The 15,819-nt window shown below is 70.3% G+C and carries 17 protein-coding genes; 10 read left to right on the top strand and 7 right to left on the bottom strand.

The features are described from left to right. The first annotated feature begins 6 nt into the window (after nucleotides 1-6). The 8 genes from fliM to DK427_RS10555 all read left to right on the top strand — a co-directional run bounded on the left by fliM (nucleotide 7) and on the right by DK427_RS10555 (nucleotide 6,756). On the top strand, nucleotides 7-1,227 hold the full coding sequence (gene fliM / locus DK427_RS10520) for a flagellar motor switch protein FliM (RefSeq protein WP_109951213.1): 1,221 nt from the start codon (nucleotides 7-9) through the stop codon (nucleotides 1,225-1,227). Between the two features lie 6 nt (nucleotides 1,228-1,233). Then, on the top strand, nucleotides 1,234-1,734 hold the full coding sequence (locus DK427_RS10525) for a DUF6468 domain-containing protein (RefSeq protein WP_109951214.1): 501 nt from the start codon (nucleotides 1,234-1,236) through the stop codon (nucleotides 1,732-1,734). Continuing rightward, nucleotides 1,731-2,582, top strand: coding sequence for a MotE family protein (locus tag DK427_RS10530; protein WP_245930880.1), 852 nt, complete (start codon nucleotides 1,731-1,733; stop codon nucleotides 2,580-2,582). Before DK427_RS10525 ends, DK427_RS10530 begins: the two co-directional genes overlap by 4 nt. A 154-nt stretch (nucleotides 2,583-2,736) precedes the next feature. Continuing rightward, a complete protein-coding gene (gene rfbC / locus DK427_RS10535) occupies nucleotides 2,737-3,288 on the top strand; it encodes a dTDP-4-dehydrorhamnose 3,5-epimerase (protein WP_109951215.1) in 552 nt (183 codons plus the stop codon). A gap of 128 nt (nucleotides 3,289-3,416) precedes the next feature. Next, nucleotides 3,417-4,472, top strand: a complete 1,056-nt coding sequence (rfbB, locus tag DK427_RS10540) for a dTDP-glucose 4,6-dehydratase (RefSeq protein WP_109951216.1) — start codon at nucleotides 3,417-3,419, stop codon at nucleotides 4,470-4,472. A gap of 16 nt (nucleotides 4,473-4,488) precedes the next feature. After that, nucleotides 4,489-5,382, top strand: a complete 894-nt coding sequence (rfbD, locus tag DK427_RS10545; protein ID WP_109951217.1) for a dTDP-4-dehydrorhamnose reductase — start codon at nucleotides 4,489-4,491, stop codon at nucleotides 5,380-5,382. A 2-nt stretch (nucleotides 5,383-5,384) separates the two neighbouring features. After that, on the top strand, nucleotides 5,385-6,272 hold the full coding sequence (rfbA, locus tag DK427_RS10550; RefSeq protein ID WP_109951218.1) for a glucose-1-phosphate thymidylyltransferase RfbA: 888 nt from the start codon (nucleotides 5,385-5,387) through the stop codon (nucleotides 6,270-6,272). Between the two features lie 76 nt (nucleotides 6,273-6,348). After that, nucleotides 6,349-6,756 (top strand): PRC-barrel domain-containing protein, encoded by a 408-nt coding sequence (locus DK427_RS10555; protein ID WP_109951219.1) that lies wholly within the window; start codon nucleotides 6,349-6,351, stop codon nucleotides 6,754-6,756. A gap of 6 nt (nucleotides 6,757-6,762) precedes the next feature. Here DK427_RS10555 and DK427_RS10560 read toward each other — a convergent pair whose 3' ends face one another. Beyond that, entirely contained in the window at nucleotides 6,763-7,617 is an 855-nt protein-coding gene (locus DK427_RS10560; RefSeq protein WP_109951220.1) for a metal-dependent phosphohydrolase, read from the bottom strand. Nucleotides 7,618-7,777: 160 nt separating this feature from the next. On the opposite strand from DK427_RS10560, the gene DK427_RS10565 reads away from it, so the two are divergent. Then, nucleotides 7,778-8,047, top strand: a complete 270-nt coding sequence (locus DK427_RS10565; protein WP_245930882.1) for a hypothetical protein — start codon at nucleotides 7,778-7,780, stop codon at nucleotides 8,045-8,047. Nucleotides 8,048-8,099: 52 nt separating this feature from the next. Here DK427_RS10565 and DK427_RS10570 read toward each other — a convergent pair whose 3' ends face one another. Both DK427_RS10570 and DK427_RS10575 read right to left on the bottom strand, forming a co-directional pair. Then, a complete protein-coding gene (locus tag DK427_RS10570) occupies nucleotides 8,100-8,792 on the bottom strand; it encodes a DUF4142 domain-containing protein (RefSeq protein WP_109951221.1) in 693 nt (230 codons plus the stop codon). Nucleotides 8,793-8,873: 81 nt separating this feature from the next. After that, nucleotides 8,874-10,037 carry a phosphatase PAP2 family protein gene (locus DK427_RS10575; protein ID WP_245930883.1) on the bottom strand — a complete coding sequence of 388 codons (1,164 nt, stop codon included), beginning with the start codon at nucleotides 10,035-10,037 and terminating at the stop codon, nucleotides 8,874-8,876. A 174-nt stretch (nucleotides 10,038-10,211) separates the two neighbouring features. Between DK427_RS10575 and DK427_RS10580 the strand changes: the two genes are divergently transcribed. Beyond that, nucleotides 10,212-11,699 carry a DUF2252 domain-containing protein gene (locus DK427_RS10580; protein WP_109951222.1) on the top strand — a complete coding sequence of 496 codons (1,488 nt, stop codon included), beginning with the start codon at nucleotides 10,212-10,214 and terminating at the stop codon, nucleotides 11,697-11,699. A gap of 147 nt (nucleotides 11,700-11,846) precedes the next feature. Here DK427_RS10580 and cynS read toward each other — a convergent pair whose 3' ends face one another. The 4 genes from cynS to DK427_RS10600 all read right to left on the bottom strand — a co-directional run bounded on the left by cynS (nucleotide 11,847) and on the right by DK427_RS10600 (nucleotide 15,728). Further along, a complete protein-coding gene (gene cynS / locus DK427_RS10585; protein ID WP_109951223.1) occupies nucleotides 11,847-12,335 on the bottom strand; it encodes a cyanase in 489 nt (162 codons plus the stop codon). 183 nt (nucleotides 12,336-12,518) lie between these two features. Next, nucleotides 12,519-13,508, bottom strand: coding sequence for an ABC transporter ATP-binding protein (locus tag DK427_RS10590; protein ID WP_162559768.1), 990 nt, complete (start codon nucleotides 13,506-13,508; stop codon nucleotides 12,519-12,521). Between the two features lie 8 nt (nucleotides 13,509-13,516). Next, a complete protein-coding gene (gene ntrB / locus DK427_RS10595) occupies nucleotides 13,517-14,356 on the bottom strand; it encodes a nitrate ABC transporter permease (protein ID WP_109951224.1) in 840 nt (279 codons plus the stop codon). Between the two features lie 4 nt (nucleotides 14,357-14,360). Next, on the bottom strand, nucleotides 14,361-15,728 hold the full coding sequence (locus DK427_RS10600; RefSeq protein ID WP_109951225.1) for a CmpA/NrtA family ABC transporter substrate-binding protein: 1,368 nt from the start codon (nucleotides 15,726-15,728) through the stop codon (nucleotides 14,361-14,363). Nucleotides 15,729-15,819 lie beyond the last annotated feature (91 nt).

Genomic DNA, 15,819 nt, shown 5'->3' on the forward strand with positions numbered 1-15,819 from the left:
CCCGACATGGAACCGGACGATCCAAACCTCGAGGACGACTGGGCCGCGGCCCTGATCGAGCAGAACAACGCCGGCGAGGGGGGCGACGCCTCGCTCGCCGAGGAATGGGGCGCGGCGCTCGCCGAGCAGGGCACCACCCGCAACGCCAGCGACGTCGCCGCCGAATGGGCGACGATGATCGAGGACGGGGAGGCCGACGACCTCCCCGAGCTCGCCGGCAACGACCGCATCCTCAACCAGGACGAGATCGACGGCGTCCTGGGCTTCTCAATGCGCGAGCTCTCGGCCTCAGGGGCCGGAGGCGTGCGCGCCATCGTCGATTCGGGCGTCGTCCAGTACGAGCGCCTGCCGATGCTGGAGATCGTCTTCGACCGGATGATCCGGTTGTTGTCGACGAGCCTGCGCAACTTCTTCCAGGACAACGTCGAGGTCACGCTCGACAACATCACCTCGGTCCGCTTCGGCGACTACGTCAACGCGATCCCGCTGCCCACCCTGCTCGGCGTGTTCAGGGCCGACACCTGGGAGAATTCGGGCCTCGTCACGGTCGAGCAGAACCTCGCCTACTCGACGCTCGACCTCCTGCTCGGAGGCAAGCGCGGCGGCTCCTCGACGCGCCTCGACGGGCGGCCCTTCACGGGCATCGAGATGCAGCTCGTGCGCCGCCTCGTGGAGATCATCCTGGGCGACCTGGAGCAGTCGTTCCAGCCGCTCTCGCCGGTGCATTTCGCCATCGACCGGATCGAGACCAACCCGCGCTTCGCCACCATCACCCGGCCCGGCAACGCCGCGATCCTGATCGGCCTGCGCCTCGACATGGACGGCCGCGGCGGCCTCCTGCAGATCCTGTTCCCCTACGCCACGATCGAGCCGATCCGTGAACTGCTCATGCAGAGCTTCATGGGCGAGAAGCTCGGCCGCGATCAGATCTGGGAAGGCCACCTCGCGACCGAGATTTGGCAGGCGGATCTCACCATGCAGGCGGTGCTGCACGAGATGATGCTGCCGCTGAAGCGGGTGATGGGGCTGAAGGTCGGCGACACCCTGATGTTCGACGCCAAGCCCTCCGACCTGATCACCGTCCGCTGCGGCGAGTGGCACCTCACGCAAGGACGGATCGGCCGCATCGACGACAGCATCGCGGTCCAGGTCACCCGGCCGCTGCGGCGCTCGCGCACCACGCTCCAGGCCTACGAGGCCTCGATGAACAACCGCAACGAAGGGTAGCGTCCGATGAGTACCCTGGTCACGCTGCTCGCCGACGGCCTCGTCGCCGTCCTGCTCGTCGCCACCATCGTGACCTCGGTCCGCCTGTCCCGGCGCATCGCGCAGATGAAGGCCGACGAGGCGGCCTTCCGCCGGACGATCGGCGACCTCATGGCCGCGAGCACGACCGCCGAGCGCTCGATCGCGGGGCTGCGCGCGGCCATCGACGAGTGCGATCGGACGCTGGCGGAGCGCCTCGAGTCCGCCGGCCATTGCGCGGCCGCGATCGCCGATCAGGTCGCGGCCGGGGAGGGCGTGATCGCGCGCATCGGCGCCATCGTGGGCGAGGCCCGCGGCTCGGGCCGCCCGCCCTCCGCCCCGCAGCCCGCGGCGTCGCCCGCTGTGTTGCCTGCGGCCTCGCCCGACCCGTTCGAGGGCCAGCACAGCGAGCGCCTCGGGGCCGCCGCCGCCGCCGCCCGCGCCATGACCGAGCGGGCGCTGCAGCGCGTGCGGAGCCGCGCCGCATGAGCAAGGGCCCACCCGCGCGGCAGGAGGCCGGATCGGCCGGCCGGACGACCGGCCGGGCGGTGGGCAAGGCCGCCTCGGCGCTTCGCCTGTCGCGCCTGCGCCAGCCCAGGCCGCTGCGCCTGCGCCTCGTCGATGCGGTCACGCTCGCCGCCGCCGGTCTCCTGGTGCTCAAGCTCCTCGCACTGTCCCATACGGAGGAACCTGCCGGGGGTGAATTGCCGAGCTTTGCCCGCGCCCTCGCGCAGGCCCGTACCGGCTACGAGCCGAAGGACCCGGCCACCACCGGCTCGGTCGGCCAGAAGGATCAGGAGAAGCCCGCCGAGAAGCCGGCGGAGCCGACCCGCGCGCAGCCGCCGCTCCCCGAGCCGGTCTCGGCCACGGAGCGCGCGCTCCTCGAGAAGCTCGGCGCCCGCCGCGAGGCCCTGCGGTTGAAGAGCGAGGAGCTGGAGCTGCGCGAGCGCATGCTCGGCGAGGCGGAGCGCAAGTTGGAGACCGGCGTCGGCGAGCTGCGACAGGCCGAGGACAAGGCCGAGGGCGCCGTCCGCGAGCGGGCCGACGCGGAGCGTGCCAGCATGAAGAACATCGTCACGATGTACGAGACGATGAAGCCGAAGGATGCCGCGCGCGTCTTCGACCGGCTCGGCCACGAGGTGCTGGTGCCGATCGTGCTGGCCATGAACCCGCGCAAGATGGCCGAGGTGCTGGCTGTGATGCAGCCGGAGGCGGCCGAGCGCCTGACCGTGGCGCTGGCCAACCGTGCCCGCGGCCTCGCACCCGCCCAGCAGGCCTCCGTCCCGGGGCTGCCGCCGAACGAGCTGCCCGCAATCGACCCGGGCGCCGCGCGCTGAGCCGGATCGGGGCGGATCCCGAGGCTCAGGATCTCGGGTGTGTCGGGGCCGGGATACCAGGATCTCGGCCAAACATGCGCGCGGGACCGCTCGCTTGACATCCGGGCGGAATGCCCGGAAGCCCCGGGCACACCGGACGGCGGGCGGAGGGGTCATGGACGTCATCGAGACCGAGATCCCGGCTGTGAAGCGCATTCGCCCCAAGCGCCACGGCGACGCCCGCGGCTGGTTCTCGGAAACCTTCCGGGCGGACGTCCTCGGGGAGGCCGGGATCGCCTGCGCCTTCGTGCAGGACAACCAATCCTTCTCGGCGCCGAAGGGCACCATCCGCGGCCTGCACTTCCAGATCCCGCCGCAGCCTCAGGCCAAGCTGATACGGGTCCTGGCCGGCGCGATCCTCGACGTGGCGGTCGATATCCGACGTGATTCGCCGAGCTTCGGTCGCTACGTCGCCGTGACCCTCGACGCCGAGGGCGGCGAGCAGCTCTTCATCCCGCACGGCTTCGCGCATGGTTTTTGCACCCTCACCCCGGACGTGATGGTCGCCTACAAGGTCGATGCCTACTATAGTCCCGCCCATGACCGGGCGATCGTCTGGAATGATCCGGAGATTGGCATCGATTGGCCTGTCTCCGACGCCGAGGCGATCCTGTCCGACAAGGACCGCCGCGCGCCGCGCCTCGCGGATCTCGGGCCGGCCTTCTAGGGGCCGGGGTCCCGCGCTCGCTACTTTCTTCCTGTCTGGGGCGCGAAGGCCCAGCCTCGACGGGACAAGCCGGCCCGATGCGACAGCCGGCCTGAAGTCATGCGGCCCTTCGTGCACGGAGACGACGGATGCGGATACTTGTGACGGGTGGCTGCGGCTTCATCGGCTCGGCGCTCGTGCTGCATCTGGTGCAGGATCTGGGGCACGAGATCGCCACGCTGGACGCACTCACCTACGCGGCCAACCCGATCTCGCTGCAGCCGCTGGCCGACAACCCGCGCCACCGGTTGATCCAGGCCGACATCTGCGACGCCGACGCGCTCGCCCGCGCCTTCGCCGAGGTCCGGCCCCAGGCCGTGATGCACCTGGCCGCCGAGAGCCACGTCGACCGCTCGATCACCGGGCCCGGCGCCTTCATCCGCACCAACGTGGTCGGCACCCAGGTCCTGCTGGAAGCCGCGCGGCGCTACTACGAGACCCTCAGCGGGGCGGACAAGGAGGGCTTCCGCTTCCTGCACGTCTCCACCGACGAGGTCTACGGCTCGCTGCCCCCCGGCGCCTTCTTCACCGAGGAGAGCCGCTACGACCCGCGCTCGCCCTACTCCGCGTCCAAGGCGGCCTCCGACCACCTGGCCCGCGCCTGGCACGAGACCTACGGCCTGCCGGTGCTGGTGACGAACTGCTCGAACAACTACGGCCCGCGCCACTTCCCCGAGAAGCTCATCCCGCTGATGATCCTGAACGCGCTGGAGGGCCGGGCGCTACCGGTCTACGGCGACGGCCTGAACGAGCGCGACTGGATCCACGTGGAGGACCACGCCAGAGGCCTGGTGGCGGTTCTGGAGCGGGGCCGGATCGGCGAGACCTACCTGCTGGGGGGCCGGGCGGTGCGGAACAACCTCGCGGTGGTGGAGGCTTTGTGCGCGGCCTGCGACCGGCTGCGGCCCGACGGCGCCCCGCACGCCCGGCTGATCACCTTCGTCACCGATCGTCCGGGTCACGACCGGCGCTACGCGATCGACTGCACCAAGGCGGAGGCCGAGCTCGGCTGGCGGCCCACCAAGGTGTTCGAGGCGGCGCTGGAGGAGACGATCGGCTGGTATCTGGCCAACGAGGCCTGGTGGCGCCCGATCCGCGAGGGCCGCTACACCGGTGAGCGCCTCGGCCTCGCCAAGGCGGGCTGAGCCGGGGGACGCGCCCATGGACATCCTCATCCTCGGCGGCGCCGGGCAGGTCGGCACGGAACTCCGGGCGCTCACCTGGCCCGACGGCGTGCGGGTGCACGCGCCCGGCCGCGACACCCTCGACATCACCGACGCCGCCGCCGTCGCGCGGGCTCTCGCGGAGCGCGCCTACGCCGCCGTGATCAACACCGCCGCCTATACGGCGGTGGACAAGGCCGAGAGCGCGGTGGCCGAGGCTTGGCAGCTCAACGCGCTGGCGCCGGCCTATCTGGCGGCCGAGACCGCCCGGGCCGGGATCGCGCTCGTTCACGTCTCGACCGACTACGTCTTCGACGGTGAGACCCCCGGCCCCTACTGGCCCGACGACCCGATCGACCCGCAGAGCGTCTACGGCGCCAGCAAGGCGGCGGGCGAGTTGGCGGTGCGCACCGCCAACCCGCGCCACGCGATCCTGCGCACGGCCTGGGTGGTGAGCCCGCACCGGGCGAATTTCGTCAAGACCATGCTGCGGCTCGCCGCCGAGCGCGACGGCCTCAACGTGGTGGCCGACCAGCACGGCTGCCCGACCTCGGCCGCGGATCTCGCCGGGGCGCTGAAGACCGTCGCCCTGCGGCTCGCCGCGGATGCGCAGGCGCCCACCGGCACCTTCCATTGTGTCAACGCGGGCGAGACCACGTGGCACGGCTTCGCCGAGGCCATCGTGGCGGGCGGGGCGCGGCGCGGCGGACGGAGCGTGCCGGTCTCAGGCATCCCGACCTCGGCCTACCCGACACCGGCTCGCCGCCCCGCCAACTCGGTGCTCTCGACCGAGACGCTGACCCAGACCTACGGCATCACCATGCGCCCCTGGCAGGCGGCGCTCGACGACATTCTCGACCGGCTCGTGGGCCCGGTCGGCACCGGAGTTTGAGCATGAAGGGGATCGTCCTGGCCGGAGGCTCCGGCACGCGGCTGCACCCGGCGACGCTGTCGATCAACAAGCAGCTCCTGCCGGTCTACGACAAGCCGATGATCTACTATCCCGTGTCGGTGCTGATGCTCGCCGGCATCCGGGATATCCTGATCATCTCGAGCCCTGAGCACCTCGGCAACTATCAGCGCCTGTTCGGCACCGGCGAGCAGTTCGGGCTGAGCTTCAGCTACGCTGTGCAGCCCCGGCCGGAGGGCCTCGCCCAGGCCTTCATCATCGGGCGCGACTTCGTGGGCGACGACGACGTTGCGCTGATCCTCGGCGACAACCTGTTCTTCGGCGCCGGCATGGGTGAGATGTTGAAGCGCGCGGCCGTCCGCAAACACGGTGCGACGGTCTTTGCTTACCATGTCGAGAACCCGCAGGCCTACGGCGTGGTCACCCTCGATCGCTCCGGCCGTCCCTTGCGTCTCGTCGAGAAGCCGAAGGAGCCCGAATCCACCTGGGCGGTGACGGGCCTCTACTTCTACGACAACCAAGTGCTCGACATCGCCGCCGACGTGAAGCCCTCGGGCCGCGGTGAGCTGGAGATCACCAGCGTCAACGAAGCCTATCTGGAGCGCGGCCAGCTCAACGTGGAGCGGATGAGCCGGGGCTACGCATGGCTCGACACCGGCACGCACGACAGCCTGCTTGAGGCCTCCGAGTTCGTGCGCACGCTCCAGCACCGGCAGGGCCTGCAGGTGGCCTGCCTGGAGGAGATCGCCTTTCTGCAGGGCTTCATCGGCCGCGAGCAGCTGATCGCGCGGGGCGAGCTCTTCGCCAAGACGAATTACGGCCAGAACCTCCTGCGCCTCGCGCGCGAGCACGACGCCACGCCCCCGGCCTGAGCCGGGCACGCCGGGGAACGATGCGGACGGGCGGGTGATTGCCCGGACAGGCCCGTCCGCAAACCTGGAGTCCCCCATGCGCAGCATCGCTCTCGCGCTCGCCGCTGTCGTTGCCCTCAGCGGTCCCGCTCTCGCAGTCGAGAACGACCAGAAGACTCCGACCCGCGCCCCGGAATTCACCAGCGTGCCCAAGGACGCGGTGCTCAGCTACAACCTGATCGGCCTCAACGTGGTCGACGGGCAGCAGAACAGCGTCGGCGAGATCAAGGACATCGTGATCGAGAACGGGCAGCTCGCCGGCTATATCCTGTCGGTCGGCGGCTTCCTCGGCATGGGTGAGCGCTACGTCGCGGTGAAGCCTGACTCCATCGCCCTCGGCTACGATGCCGACGGCAAGAAGTGGAAGGCCATCATCGGCGCCAGCAAGGATCAGCTCAAGTCCGCGCCCGAGTTCAAGTACGAGGGCAAGTTCAACCGGACCTGAGGCGCTTCACGCCCGGCCCGGATCGGGTCCCATCCGGCGCCGGTCGTGCTCCATGGCGAAGACGTGGGCGTAGAGGTTCGCCACCCAGCGCCGCCCCTCGACGGTCGCGTCGAGGGCGCGGATACCGTCGCCGATCACGGGCTCAACCTTCGACCAGAAGAAGGCCGGGTAGCCCGCCGCGAGATCGGCCGGGTCGGCGTAGCCGAATTCCTTGTCGAGGCCGACCTCGGCGAATTCCCGGAACAGGGCGTTGAGCTTGCGCGGGTAGAGCGGGTCTCCGAGCTGCCCGATCAGGTCGGCGGCGCGCAGCAGGCCCGCCTCGCTCGCGGTCTCGGCGTGATCGGCGTCGTGGGGCACGGGAAAGCGCGTCAGCTCGATCGCCCGAACGACGCGCTCGGCATCCACGAGGTCGTGCCCGCCGAAGCGCTCGCGCACGGCGATCTTCGAGCGCTCGACGTGCCAGGGTGCCAGCGCCGCATCGGATGCGCCGCGCGGCAGGCCGACCGTGGTGCCGTCGGCGTCCACCACGTAGCGCCCGTGGCGGTCGCCCGAGCAGATCCCGCGCACGTAGCCGATGTCGTGGTAGAGCGCGGCCAGGATCGCGTGCAGCCAGTCCTCCGGGGCGACCGAGCGGCTGACGAAGCGCCCGCGCAGGATGTCCTGCATCACCAGGGTGACGAGGGCGGTGTGGTCGGCGTCGTGGTAGAGCGCGTCGCTGCCCACCAGCCGCTCGATGGTGAGGCGTGCCGCCTCGTCGATCACCTCGGCGTAGCGCGGCTCGCGGCTACCGAACATGCGGTTGTAGGTGTGGGCGAGGTGGTGGCCCAGCGCGTTCGCCAGGAGCTGCGTCAGTTCCAGCATGGCCCGTCCGGCGCCCGCGGCCGGGAAGCGCCGGCCCGCCCAGCGACAAGTCGGAGCGGCAGTGGCGGTTGCAGCGGGACATCGCCGCGCCCCCGGAACTTCCCTTCGCGCGGCGCCGTTCGATCGGATACGATACGCCTATCGGAACAGGAGTTCTCTCATGGCCCGCGCGCAGACCGCGCTCCTCGCCGCCGCCCTCGTGCTCGGCACGCCCGCGGCGGCCCTCGCCTTCGGCGGCAACAGCGATGCCGGCAGCGGCCTCTCGCCCTACGCCGCGCTCAACGGCAACGACCGCTCGGCGGGCGTGAATAACGGCAACTACCGGCCCCCGCGCTTCGACCCCTACGTCCAGACCTACGGCTACGAGGACGAGCCGCGCGTCTATCGCCGCGCACCCGTCCGGCGCCCTGCCTACGGCTACCCCTACTGACCGCGCGATACCGGCCGGCCCCGTCGGGCCGGCCGGCAACCTTGAGGTGCCTTCAGCCCTCCCGGCCGCCCGTCCCGCCCTGCATCCGCGAGAGCTGTGCGATGTGCAGGTCGATCAGCGGGAGCGCCCCGCGGGCGATGCGGCGCAGGCCCGGATCCTCGCCCGTCTGCGCGTAGCTGCCGTGGATCATGCGGGCCTCGCGATGGCCTTGCAGCGAGGCGGCCACGAAGGCGGCGTCGTATTGCGGTCCGGGCTCCATGCTCGTGAGCTGACCCAGGATCTGCTGCTTCTGCGCGTCGGTGGTCATGCCGCCGGGCTGTCCGCTGCCCGCACCGCCCGGGATGCCCAGCACGCCGCCCACGACGCCCCCGGCAATCCCCGTCGCGGCGATGGCCGCGCCGCCCGCCACCGCGAACGGGGCTGCGACGAGGCCGCCCACTACGCCGCCCACGCCGGGCCGGCCCACGGCGACGGGCGCGCCGCCGATGTAGCCGTCGATCCGGTTGGCGAGGTTGACCTGCTCGGTCACCTCGGCCCGCGCGAAGCGCTTCACGGCGGGGTTGCGGGTCTTGGCGAATGCGTCGCGAGCGGTGTTCTCGAGGAACAGGCCGCCCTTGGTGGCCATCTCCAGATAGGCCGGCGTCGGCAGTGCGCCCGCGGGCGTCGGCTGGGCGATCGCCGTCCGGGTCACCGCGAGGGCAGCGGTGGCCGTCATCATGTGCACGAGGAATTCGCGGCGCAGCATCGGGGACTCCCGGTTGAAGGACGCATCCCCTGGTACCGCGGCGGTGGCAGGGTCGTCGCAAGTGCAACCAAGCGTTGCTTTCTAGGTTCCTGATACTATTGGGCTCGCGGCCAAGAGCGCCTGCGCGCCGTCCCGACCCTTCCCGTGCGCGAGCGGCCCGCTCCGCCCGCCGTGCAGCCAGAGGCCGGCGAGCGCCACGGCCGCGCCGCCCGCGAGATCGGCCAGGTAGTGTCCGCCGGACCCGAGCGTAGCAATGATCACCGCCGCGTTGAGCAGAAGGGCGAGCGGCCCGACGACCCGCACGGGCCCCAGCGCCCACGCGGTGAGGATCGCGAGGCAGACGTGGAAGGAGGGGAAGGTCACGAGCCCTCGCAGGTCGCCGAGCGCCAGCCTGTCGAAGGTGCCGGCGCGCAACCGCTCCAGCGCGTCGAGGTGCCAGAGCGCGCCGACCGTCTCGATCCCGGCGGGCGGGACCGTGGCGGGCGCGTAGTGCGCGAAGGCGCCCGCGGCGGGCAGCAGGGCCGAGACGGCGATCACACAGAGCAGCGTGGCGCAGAATAGGCGAACGAAGGCCCAGAGGCGCCCGAGGCGGCGGGTTGCCGCGAGGACGATCACCACCACCGCGATCTGCGGACCGCTCGTGTGGTAGGCCAGGGACAACCACCAGTTCAGATCCGGATGGGCCGCGAGGAGCGCCACGTAGACCGGCCAGTCGAAGCCGAGGGTCCGCTCCACCCGCGCCAGCGCGCCGTCGATGAGGGGCAGGCCGAGCGTCGCGGCGGCGTAGTGCAGGATGGCGGCCGGCACCGTGAAGGCGATCAGGGCGGCGCTCGCCAGCGCCATCGCCCGCAGCGAGGGCTCGGACTTGATCGGACCGAGGCAGGCGGCCGCCCCCAGCAATGCGATGACCAACGCCGCAAGCGCGAGCGGCGCGGCCGAGTCGAGCCGGATGTCGGCGGCGGCGAGCCAGACGGCATCGACGATGATCAGCCCCAGCGTTGCAAGCCAGAGCAGGGGGTGCGGGGCGGCGATGGCGGCGAACAGTTCCCGCAGCCTGCGGCCTCCCTCCGGGCGGGAGGGCACGCTGCGGCGTAGCGACGGACAGGGTAGGGAGAGTGCTTCACGGTCGGCGGTCGGCGTCTGCCAGTCCATGTCGCGCGGCGTCGCGCTCGCACGGTAAATGATCTCTGTCGCGTCATCGGTCTCGGCATGGTCAACGCTGCCGCGACGCGGTCGGTCCATCATCCTCGTATCGCCCCCTGGCCGGATCGTTCGGCCGCTACACCGGGGATACGCGCGGCGTCCCCATTGGTTCTCCGGCAACGCTTTGCGGGTAGACACGTGTGATGGTGCGACGTCATCCCTGTGGGCGCGTGATTTTGGCTCCCTAGATGCGGATCGTGGACGGAACGGGATCTCATGGATCGGCAGAGCGGCCTCAGGCCTGAGGACATGCAGGCGCAGGACGGCGACGGCCCGGCTGAGGATGTCGTGCTGGAGCCGCTGGCGGATTACCCGCGAATCGATCTGCGCGGCAGCGGTGAACCCTGGGAGAAGCGGCGCGCTGCCGGCAAAGCCCTGCGCGAGGCCGTCCCGCACGAGGCGCACGCCGCTCTCGACCTGGCCGACGACCGGCCCGACCCGGTCGCGCTGATCGAGCGGGCGCACGAGGGCCGTCAGGCCGATCTGATCCCGCTGCGCGTCGCCCGCATGGCGAGTTCCCCCTTCGCCTTCCTGCGCGGCGCCGCGCACGTCATGGCCTGGGATCTCGCCCGCACCCCGACGAGCGGGATCTCCGTCGTGATGAACGGCGATGCCCACATCTCCAATTTCGGCCTGTTCGGAACGCCCCAGCGCGACGTGGTGCTCGACCTCAACGATTTCGACGAGGTCACGGTCGGGCCCTGGGAATGGGACCTGAAGCGGCTCGCGGCGAGCATCGAGGTCGCGACCCGGATCGACGACGTGCCGGGCGAGCATCGCCGCCGCGCCGTGATCGCGGCGGTCTCGGGCTATCAGCACACCATGACGGAACTGGCGCCCCAGGGCTCGCTCGACGTCTGGTATCAAGTCACCCGCGCCGACCAGCTCGCGATCTCGGGCATCGATATCGACGAGGACTCGCAGGAGGTCGTGCGCAAGGCGGTGGCCAAGGCGCGCAAGCGCCACAACCGCAGCCTGCTCGACAGCGTGGGCGAGCGCCGCATCGACGGGGCGTGGCGCCTGCGCGACGACCCGCCGATCCTCACCCCCGTCGCGGATTCCGTGCGCGAGGCGGTGATCACCGGGCTAGAGCACTACGCCGAGACCCTGCCGCGCGAGCGCCGGTTCATGCTCAGCCGCTACCATGTGGTGGACGTCGCCCACCGGGTGGTCGGCGTCGGCAGCGTCGGCACGCGCGCCTACCTCGCGCTGCTCTGCGGCAACTCGGACCAGGACGTGCTCTTCCTTCAGGTGAAGGAGGCCGTGCGCCCCGCCCACGCGCCCTATCTGCCGGGCATGCCGGAGCCCTATGCCGGCCACGAGGGCGAGCGGGTGATCCACGGCCAGCGCCTGCTGCAGGCGGTCGGCGATCCGCTCCTCGGCTGGACCACGATCGAGGACCGGCCGTACTACGTGCGCCAGATGAAGAACATGAAGGGCGAGATCCCGGTCGCCTGCATGCGCGGCCAGCCGCTCCTCACCTTCTCCTGGGCCTACGGCGCGCTGCTCGCCCGCGCGCATGCCCGAACCGGCGACGCCGCCGCGATCTGCGGCTATTGCGGCCGCGACGGCAACACGGATCTGCGCGAGGCCGTCGCCGACTGGGCCCAAGCCTACGGCGACCGCAACGAGGCCGATCACGCGCTGTTCCGCGCCGCGATCGCCAGCGGCCGGCTGGAGGCGGCGGAGGATCCCTGCCTTTAGGCGGACCAGCCGGACGCCCGGCGTCCCAGGTTCGACCTGCGATCGTCGGTTCGATGGCAGCCGACCGCGCTCCCGAGCGGCGGGCTCGATCACGCGCGGAAGCGATGCGACGAGGCCGGCGCCGAACCGGCGCCGGCCATCCCGGCCTCAGCCTTCCTTGAAGCCGTACTCGGGCACGCCCTCCTCGTTGCCGTAGTACTTGTACGGCAGGAACTTGCCCGAGAGGTTCATCTTGACCCGGTCGCCCTTGTTGTTGGGCTCGCGCTCCATGGTCATGTTGAAGTCGATCGCCGACATGATGCCGTCGCCGAACTCTTCCTGGATCAGCTCCTTCCAGGTCGTGCCGTAGACCATGACCAGCTCGTAGAAGCGGTAGATCAGCGGGTCGGTCGGCGGCATCTGGGGAATCGAGCCGCGGTAGGGCGCCTCGTTGAGCATCCGCTCCTCGGCCTGGGAGAGGCCGAACAGCTCGGCCGCCTTCTTGGCCTGGGCCTTGGGCAGCTTCATCTGGCCCATGCAGGCGGCGGTGATCAGGATCGGCGAGATCCCGCCGATCTCGTCCTGGATGTACTTCCAGGTCCAGCCCTTCTCCCGCTTGATGTCGAGCAGCTTCTCGGTGAGGTCTTCGCGCTTCATCGGTTCTCTCCGGATGGGGCCTGCCCCGGCGGGGCGGCGCGTGTCGGGGTTCGGCATCGGACGGCGACGGGCGGCTCGTGTCGCACCCCCCGCCGTCCCACCCCTCGCGGGGCGCGGTCCCGGACACCGGCCGTCGAGGGGCGGCGCGGTGTAGTGCCCGGAGACCGGAACGGTGCGGCCGGCTCAGGCCCGGCGGGCGGGCGGCTCGGCCGCGATCGCGGCGGCGTCGGCCTCGCTGAGCGCGGGGCGGACGACCGGCGGGTGGCGGGGGTCGTAGTCCGCGGGCATCGTGTCCCGCAGGGTCTTCGATCGCGTCACGAGGAAGTCGATCAGGTGGTTGCGCAACGCGTAGTAGCCCGGGGCGTGGTGGAGCTGCGTGCGGTCGCGGTCCTTCGGTAGCGGGTTCTCGACGATCTCGGCGACCTTAGCCTCCGGCCCGTTCGTCATCAGAACGATCCGGTCGGCGAGGTAGATCGCCTCGTCCACGTCGTGGGTGATCATGAACACGGTCTGGCCTGTCTCGACGCAGATCCGGCGCACCTCGTCTTGGAGCGTGCCGCGAGTCAGCGCGTCGAGCGCAGAGAAGGGCTCGTCCATCAGCAGGATCTTGGGCTCGATCGACAGCGCGCGGGCGATGCCGACGCGCTGCTTCATGCCGCCCGACAGCTCGGATGGCCGCTTGTGCTCGGAGCCCGCGAGCCCAACCGTCGCGATAGCGCGCTTGGCCCGCGCCTCGATCTCGGCCCGCGGCGCCTTCCGCCAGCGCGACGAGACCGCGTAGGCGACGTTGCCCAGCACGCTACGCCAGGGCAGCAGGGCGTGGCCCTGGAAGATCACGGCGCGGTCGAGGCTGGTGCCCGCGATGGCCTGCCCGTCGACGATCACCGCGCCGTCGGAGGGCGCCTCCAACCCCGCCAGGATGTTCAGCACCGTGGTCTTGCCGCAGCCCGAATGGCCGATCATGCAGACGAACTCGCCGCGCCGCATGGGCAGCCAGAGGTCCTCGAAGATCGTGGTGGTCTTCCCACCCTTCTTGCCCCCGGGCGCCGGGTAGCGCCGGGCGATCCCCTCGATCGAGATGAATTTTTCGGAATTCGACATGCGGCCGGTCCCGGCATTGGGGTCGGGAGCGGCGCCGGACGCGCGCCGCACGAACGGAAGAAGCGTGCTCATCCGATGCCTCACTCCGGGAAGGTGACGAGGGCTTGCGCGCGGGCGAGCAGCTGGTCGAGGACCATGCCGACGAGGCCGATCACCAGGATCGAGGTGATCACGTTGGTGATCGAGAGGTTGTTCCACTCGTTCCAGACGAAGTATCCGATACCGGTTCCACCGACCAACATCTCGGCCGCCACGATAACGAGCCAGGCGATGCCGATCGAGATCCGCATGCCGGTGAGGATGGTGGGCGCCGCCGCCGGCAGGATCACCGTGAAGGCCCGGCGGATCGACCCGACCTCCAGCGTCCGGGCGACGTTAAGCCACTCCTTGCGGGTGCTCGACACGCCGAACACCGTGTTGATCAGCATCGGCCAGAGCGAGCAGATGAAGATCACGAAGATTGCCGAGAGGCTCGAATCCTTGATCGTGTAGAGGGCGAGCGGCATCCAGGCGAGCGGCGAGACCGGTTTCAGGATCTGGATGTAGGGGTCGAGGGCCCGGCTCATCAGCGGCGACATGCCGATGAGGAAGCCGACCGGGATCGCCACCAGCACCGCGAGCCCGTAGCCGAGCGCGACGCGCCCGACCGAGTAGGCGAGCTGGATGCCGATGCCCTTGTCGTTCGGGCCGCGGTCGTAGAACGGGTCCTTCAGGTGCTTCCAGATCGTCGCGCCGACATCGAGCGGCCCCGGCATGGCGGATTTGCCGGTGGTGGCGGTGGCGCCCATCAGGGCGGCGTATTCGGGATCCATCGCCTCGGTCTTGGCGGTCCCGCTCACCGCGATCTGCCAGACGAGCAGGAGCGCGGCGAGCAGCGCCAGCGCGAGCACGCCGGCGCGGAGGTTGAGGCTGCGCGCCATGGCTCTAGCTCGCCCGCTTGATCTTGAAGGAGTCCAGGTACTCCTGCGGCTTGGCCGGGTCGAAGGTCTTGCCCATCACCGCGAAGGTCTTGGTGGTCGCCTCGGGCGGGGTGAAGCCGTCCTGCTTCATCAGCTTCGCGGCGTCGGTAGCGAGGTAGACCTGCTTGGCCACGGCCGCGTAGTCGACGTCGCCCTTGAGCTGACCCCAGCGCTTCATCTGGGTCAGGATCCAGACCGCGAAGGATTGCCAGGGGAAGGCATCGAAGTCGACGCGGTCGGGCACCTTGCGCACTTGGCCCAGGCCGTCCGCGAAGGTGCCGGTCAGCACCTGCTCCACGACGGTCAGCGGCTGGTTGAGGTAGTTCGCCGGCGCGATCGCCGCGGCGATCTCCTTGCGGTTCTCGGTCTTCGAGGCGTAGGCGGTCGCCTGAATGATCGCCCGCAGGAGCGCCGCGTAGGTGTTCGGCGTCTCCCGGATGAAGGCCTCCGAGGCTGCGAAGGCGCAGCACGGGTGCCGGTCCCAGATCTCCTTCGACAGGATGTGGATGAAGCCGACGCCGTCGTAGACCGCGCGCTGGTTCACCGGATCGGGGGCGAGGAAGCCGTCGATGTTGTCGGCGCGCAGGTTCGCGACCATCTCGGGCGGCGGAACGGCGCGGATCTGCACGTCAGTGTCGGGGTCGATGCCCGCTTCCGCCAGGTAGTAGCGCAGCAGGTAGTTGTGCATCGAGTAATCGAAGGGCACGGCGAGCTTGAAGCCCTTCCAGTCTTTCGGATCACGCCGGTCCTTGTGCTTCATCGCCAGGGTGATGGCCTGGCCGTTGACGTTCTCCACCGCCGGCATGGTGTAGGCCTGCGGGTTGGAGCCCAGGCCGAGCGAGATCGCGATCGGCATCGGCGCCAGCATGTGGGCGGCGTCGTATTCCTTGTTCAGGGTCTTGTCGCGGATCACCGCCCAGCCCGCGGTCTTCACCACCTCCACGTTCAAACCCTGCTTCTCGTAGAAGCCCATGGGCTTGCCCATGATGATCGGCGTGGCGCAGGTGATCGGGATGAAGCCGACCTTGAGGTCGGTCTTCTCTGGCTTGGCCCCTTGCGCGAAGGCCTCGGCGGCGAACCTCGTCGGGAAGAAATGGCTCACCGCCGCGAGCGCCGTGGCGGCCCCGACGCTGCGCAGGAAGGCGCGGCGCTCGGCGTCGTGCGGGAAGAGCGCGCGCATCACCGCACCCTCGACCGCCCGCTCCAGCGCGGCCTCGCCCGTCGGTGTGGCTTCGGCCGCATCGTGGGCGGCCTGGCTCGCATGGGCGCCGCAGGAGCAGCCTCCGCGGGCGAGGCGTCGTTTGGCATCGAAGGGATTGTCGAACAGAGCCATCTGCGCCTCGCGGTTCGGGACGCGAAGGGTTTGGCAAGGCGTGTGCCAAGCGGAGAAGATCGAAAACATCCTTCTGCACGAATGAGTTGGG

The organism is Methylobacterium radiodurans (assembly GCF_003173735.1).
In the GTDB taxonomy this organism is placed as follows: domain Bacteria; phylum Pseudomonadota; class Alphaproteobacteria; order Rhizobiales; family Beijerinckiaceae; genus Methylobacterium; species Methylobacterium radiodurans.

Excerpts from the sequence above, each read along its gene's own strand:
- fliM (WP_109951213.1), top strand. The coding sequence starts at position 7 with ATGGAACCGGACGATCCAAACCTCGAGGACGACTGGGCCGCGGCCCTG.
- DK427_RS10525 (WP_109951214.1), top strand. The coding sequence starts at position 1,234 with ATGAGTACCCTGGTCACGCTGCTCGCCGACGGCCTCGTCGCCGTCCTG.
- DK427_RS10530 (WP_245930880.1), top strand. The coding sequence starts at position 1,731 with ATGAGCAAGGGCCCACCCGCGCGGCAGGAGGCCGGATCGGCCGGCCGG.
- rfbC (WP_109951215.1), top strand. The coding sequence starts at position 2,737 with ATGGACGTCATCGAGACCGAGATCCCGGCTGTGAAGCGCATTCGCCCC.
- rfbB (WP_109951216.1), top strand. The coding sequence starts at position 3,417 with ATGCGGATACTTGTGACGGGTGGCTGCGGCTTCATCGGCTCGGCGCTC.
- rfbD (WP_109951217.1), top strand. The coding sequence starts at position 4,489 with ATGGACATCCTCATCCTCGGCGGCGCCGGGCAGGTCGGCACGGAACTC.
- rfbA (WP_109951218.1), top strand. The coding sequence starts at position 5,385 with ATGAAGGGGATCGTCCTGGCCGGAGGCTCCGGCACGCGGCTGCACCCG.
- DK427_RS10555 (WP_109951219.1), top strand. The coding sequence starts at position 6,349 with ATGCGCAGCATCGCTCTCGCGCTCGCCGCTGTCGTTGCCCTCAGCGGT.
- DK427_RS10560 (WP_109951220.1), bottom strand. The coding sequence starts at position 7,617 with ATGCTGGAACTGACGCAGCTCCTGGCGAACGCGCTGGGCCACCACCTC.
- DK427_RS10565 (WP_245930882.1), top strand. The coding sequence starts at position 7,778 with ATGGCCCGCGCGCAGACCGCGCTCCTCGCCGCCGCCCTCGTGCTCGGC.
- DK427_RS10570 (WP_109951221.1), bottom strand. The coding sequence starts at position 8,792 with ATGCTGCGCCGCGAATTCCTCGTGCACATGATGACGGCCACCGCTGCC.
- DK427_RS10575 (WP_245930883.1), bottom strand. The coding sequence starts at position 10,037 with ATGATGGACCGACCGCGTCGCGGCAGCGTTGACCATGCCGAGACCGAT.
- DK427_RS10580 (WP_109951222.1), top strand. The coding sequence starts at position 10,212 with ATGGATCGGCAGAGCGGCCTCAGGCCTGAGGACATGCAGGCGCAGGAC.
- cynS (WP_109951223.1), bottom strand. The coding sequence starts at position 12,335 with ATGAAGCGCGAAGACCTCACCGAGAAGCTGCTCGACATCAAGCGGGAG.
- DK427_RS10590 (WP_162559768.1), bottom strand. The coding sequence starts at position 13,508 with ATGAGCACGCTTCTTCCGTTCGTGCGGCGCGCGTCCGGCGCCGCTCCC.
- ntrB (WP_109951224.1), bottom strand. The coding sequence starts at position 14,356 with ATGGCGCGCAGCCTCAACCTCCGCGCCGGCGTGCTCGCGCTGGCGCTG.
- DK427_RS10600 (WP_109951225.1), bottom strand. The coding sequence starts at position 15,728 with ATGGCTCTGTTCGACAATCCCTTCGATGCCAAACGACGCCTCGCCCGC.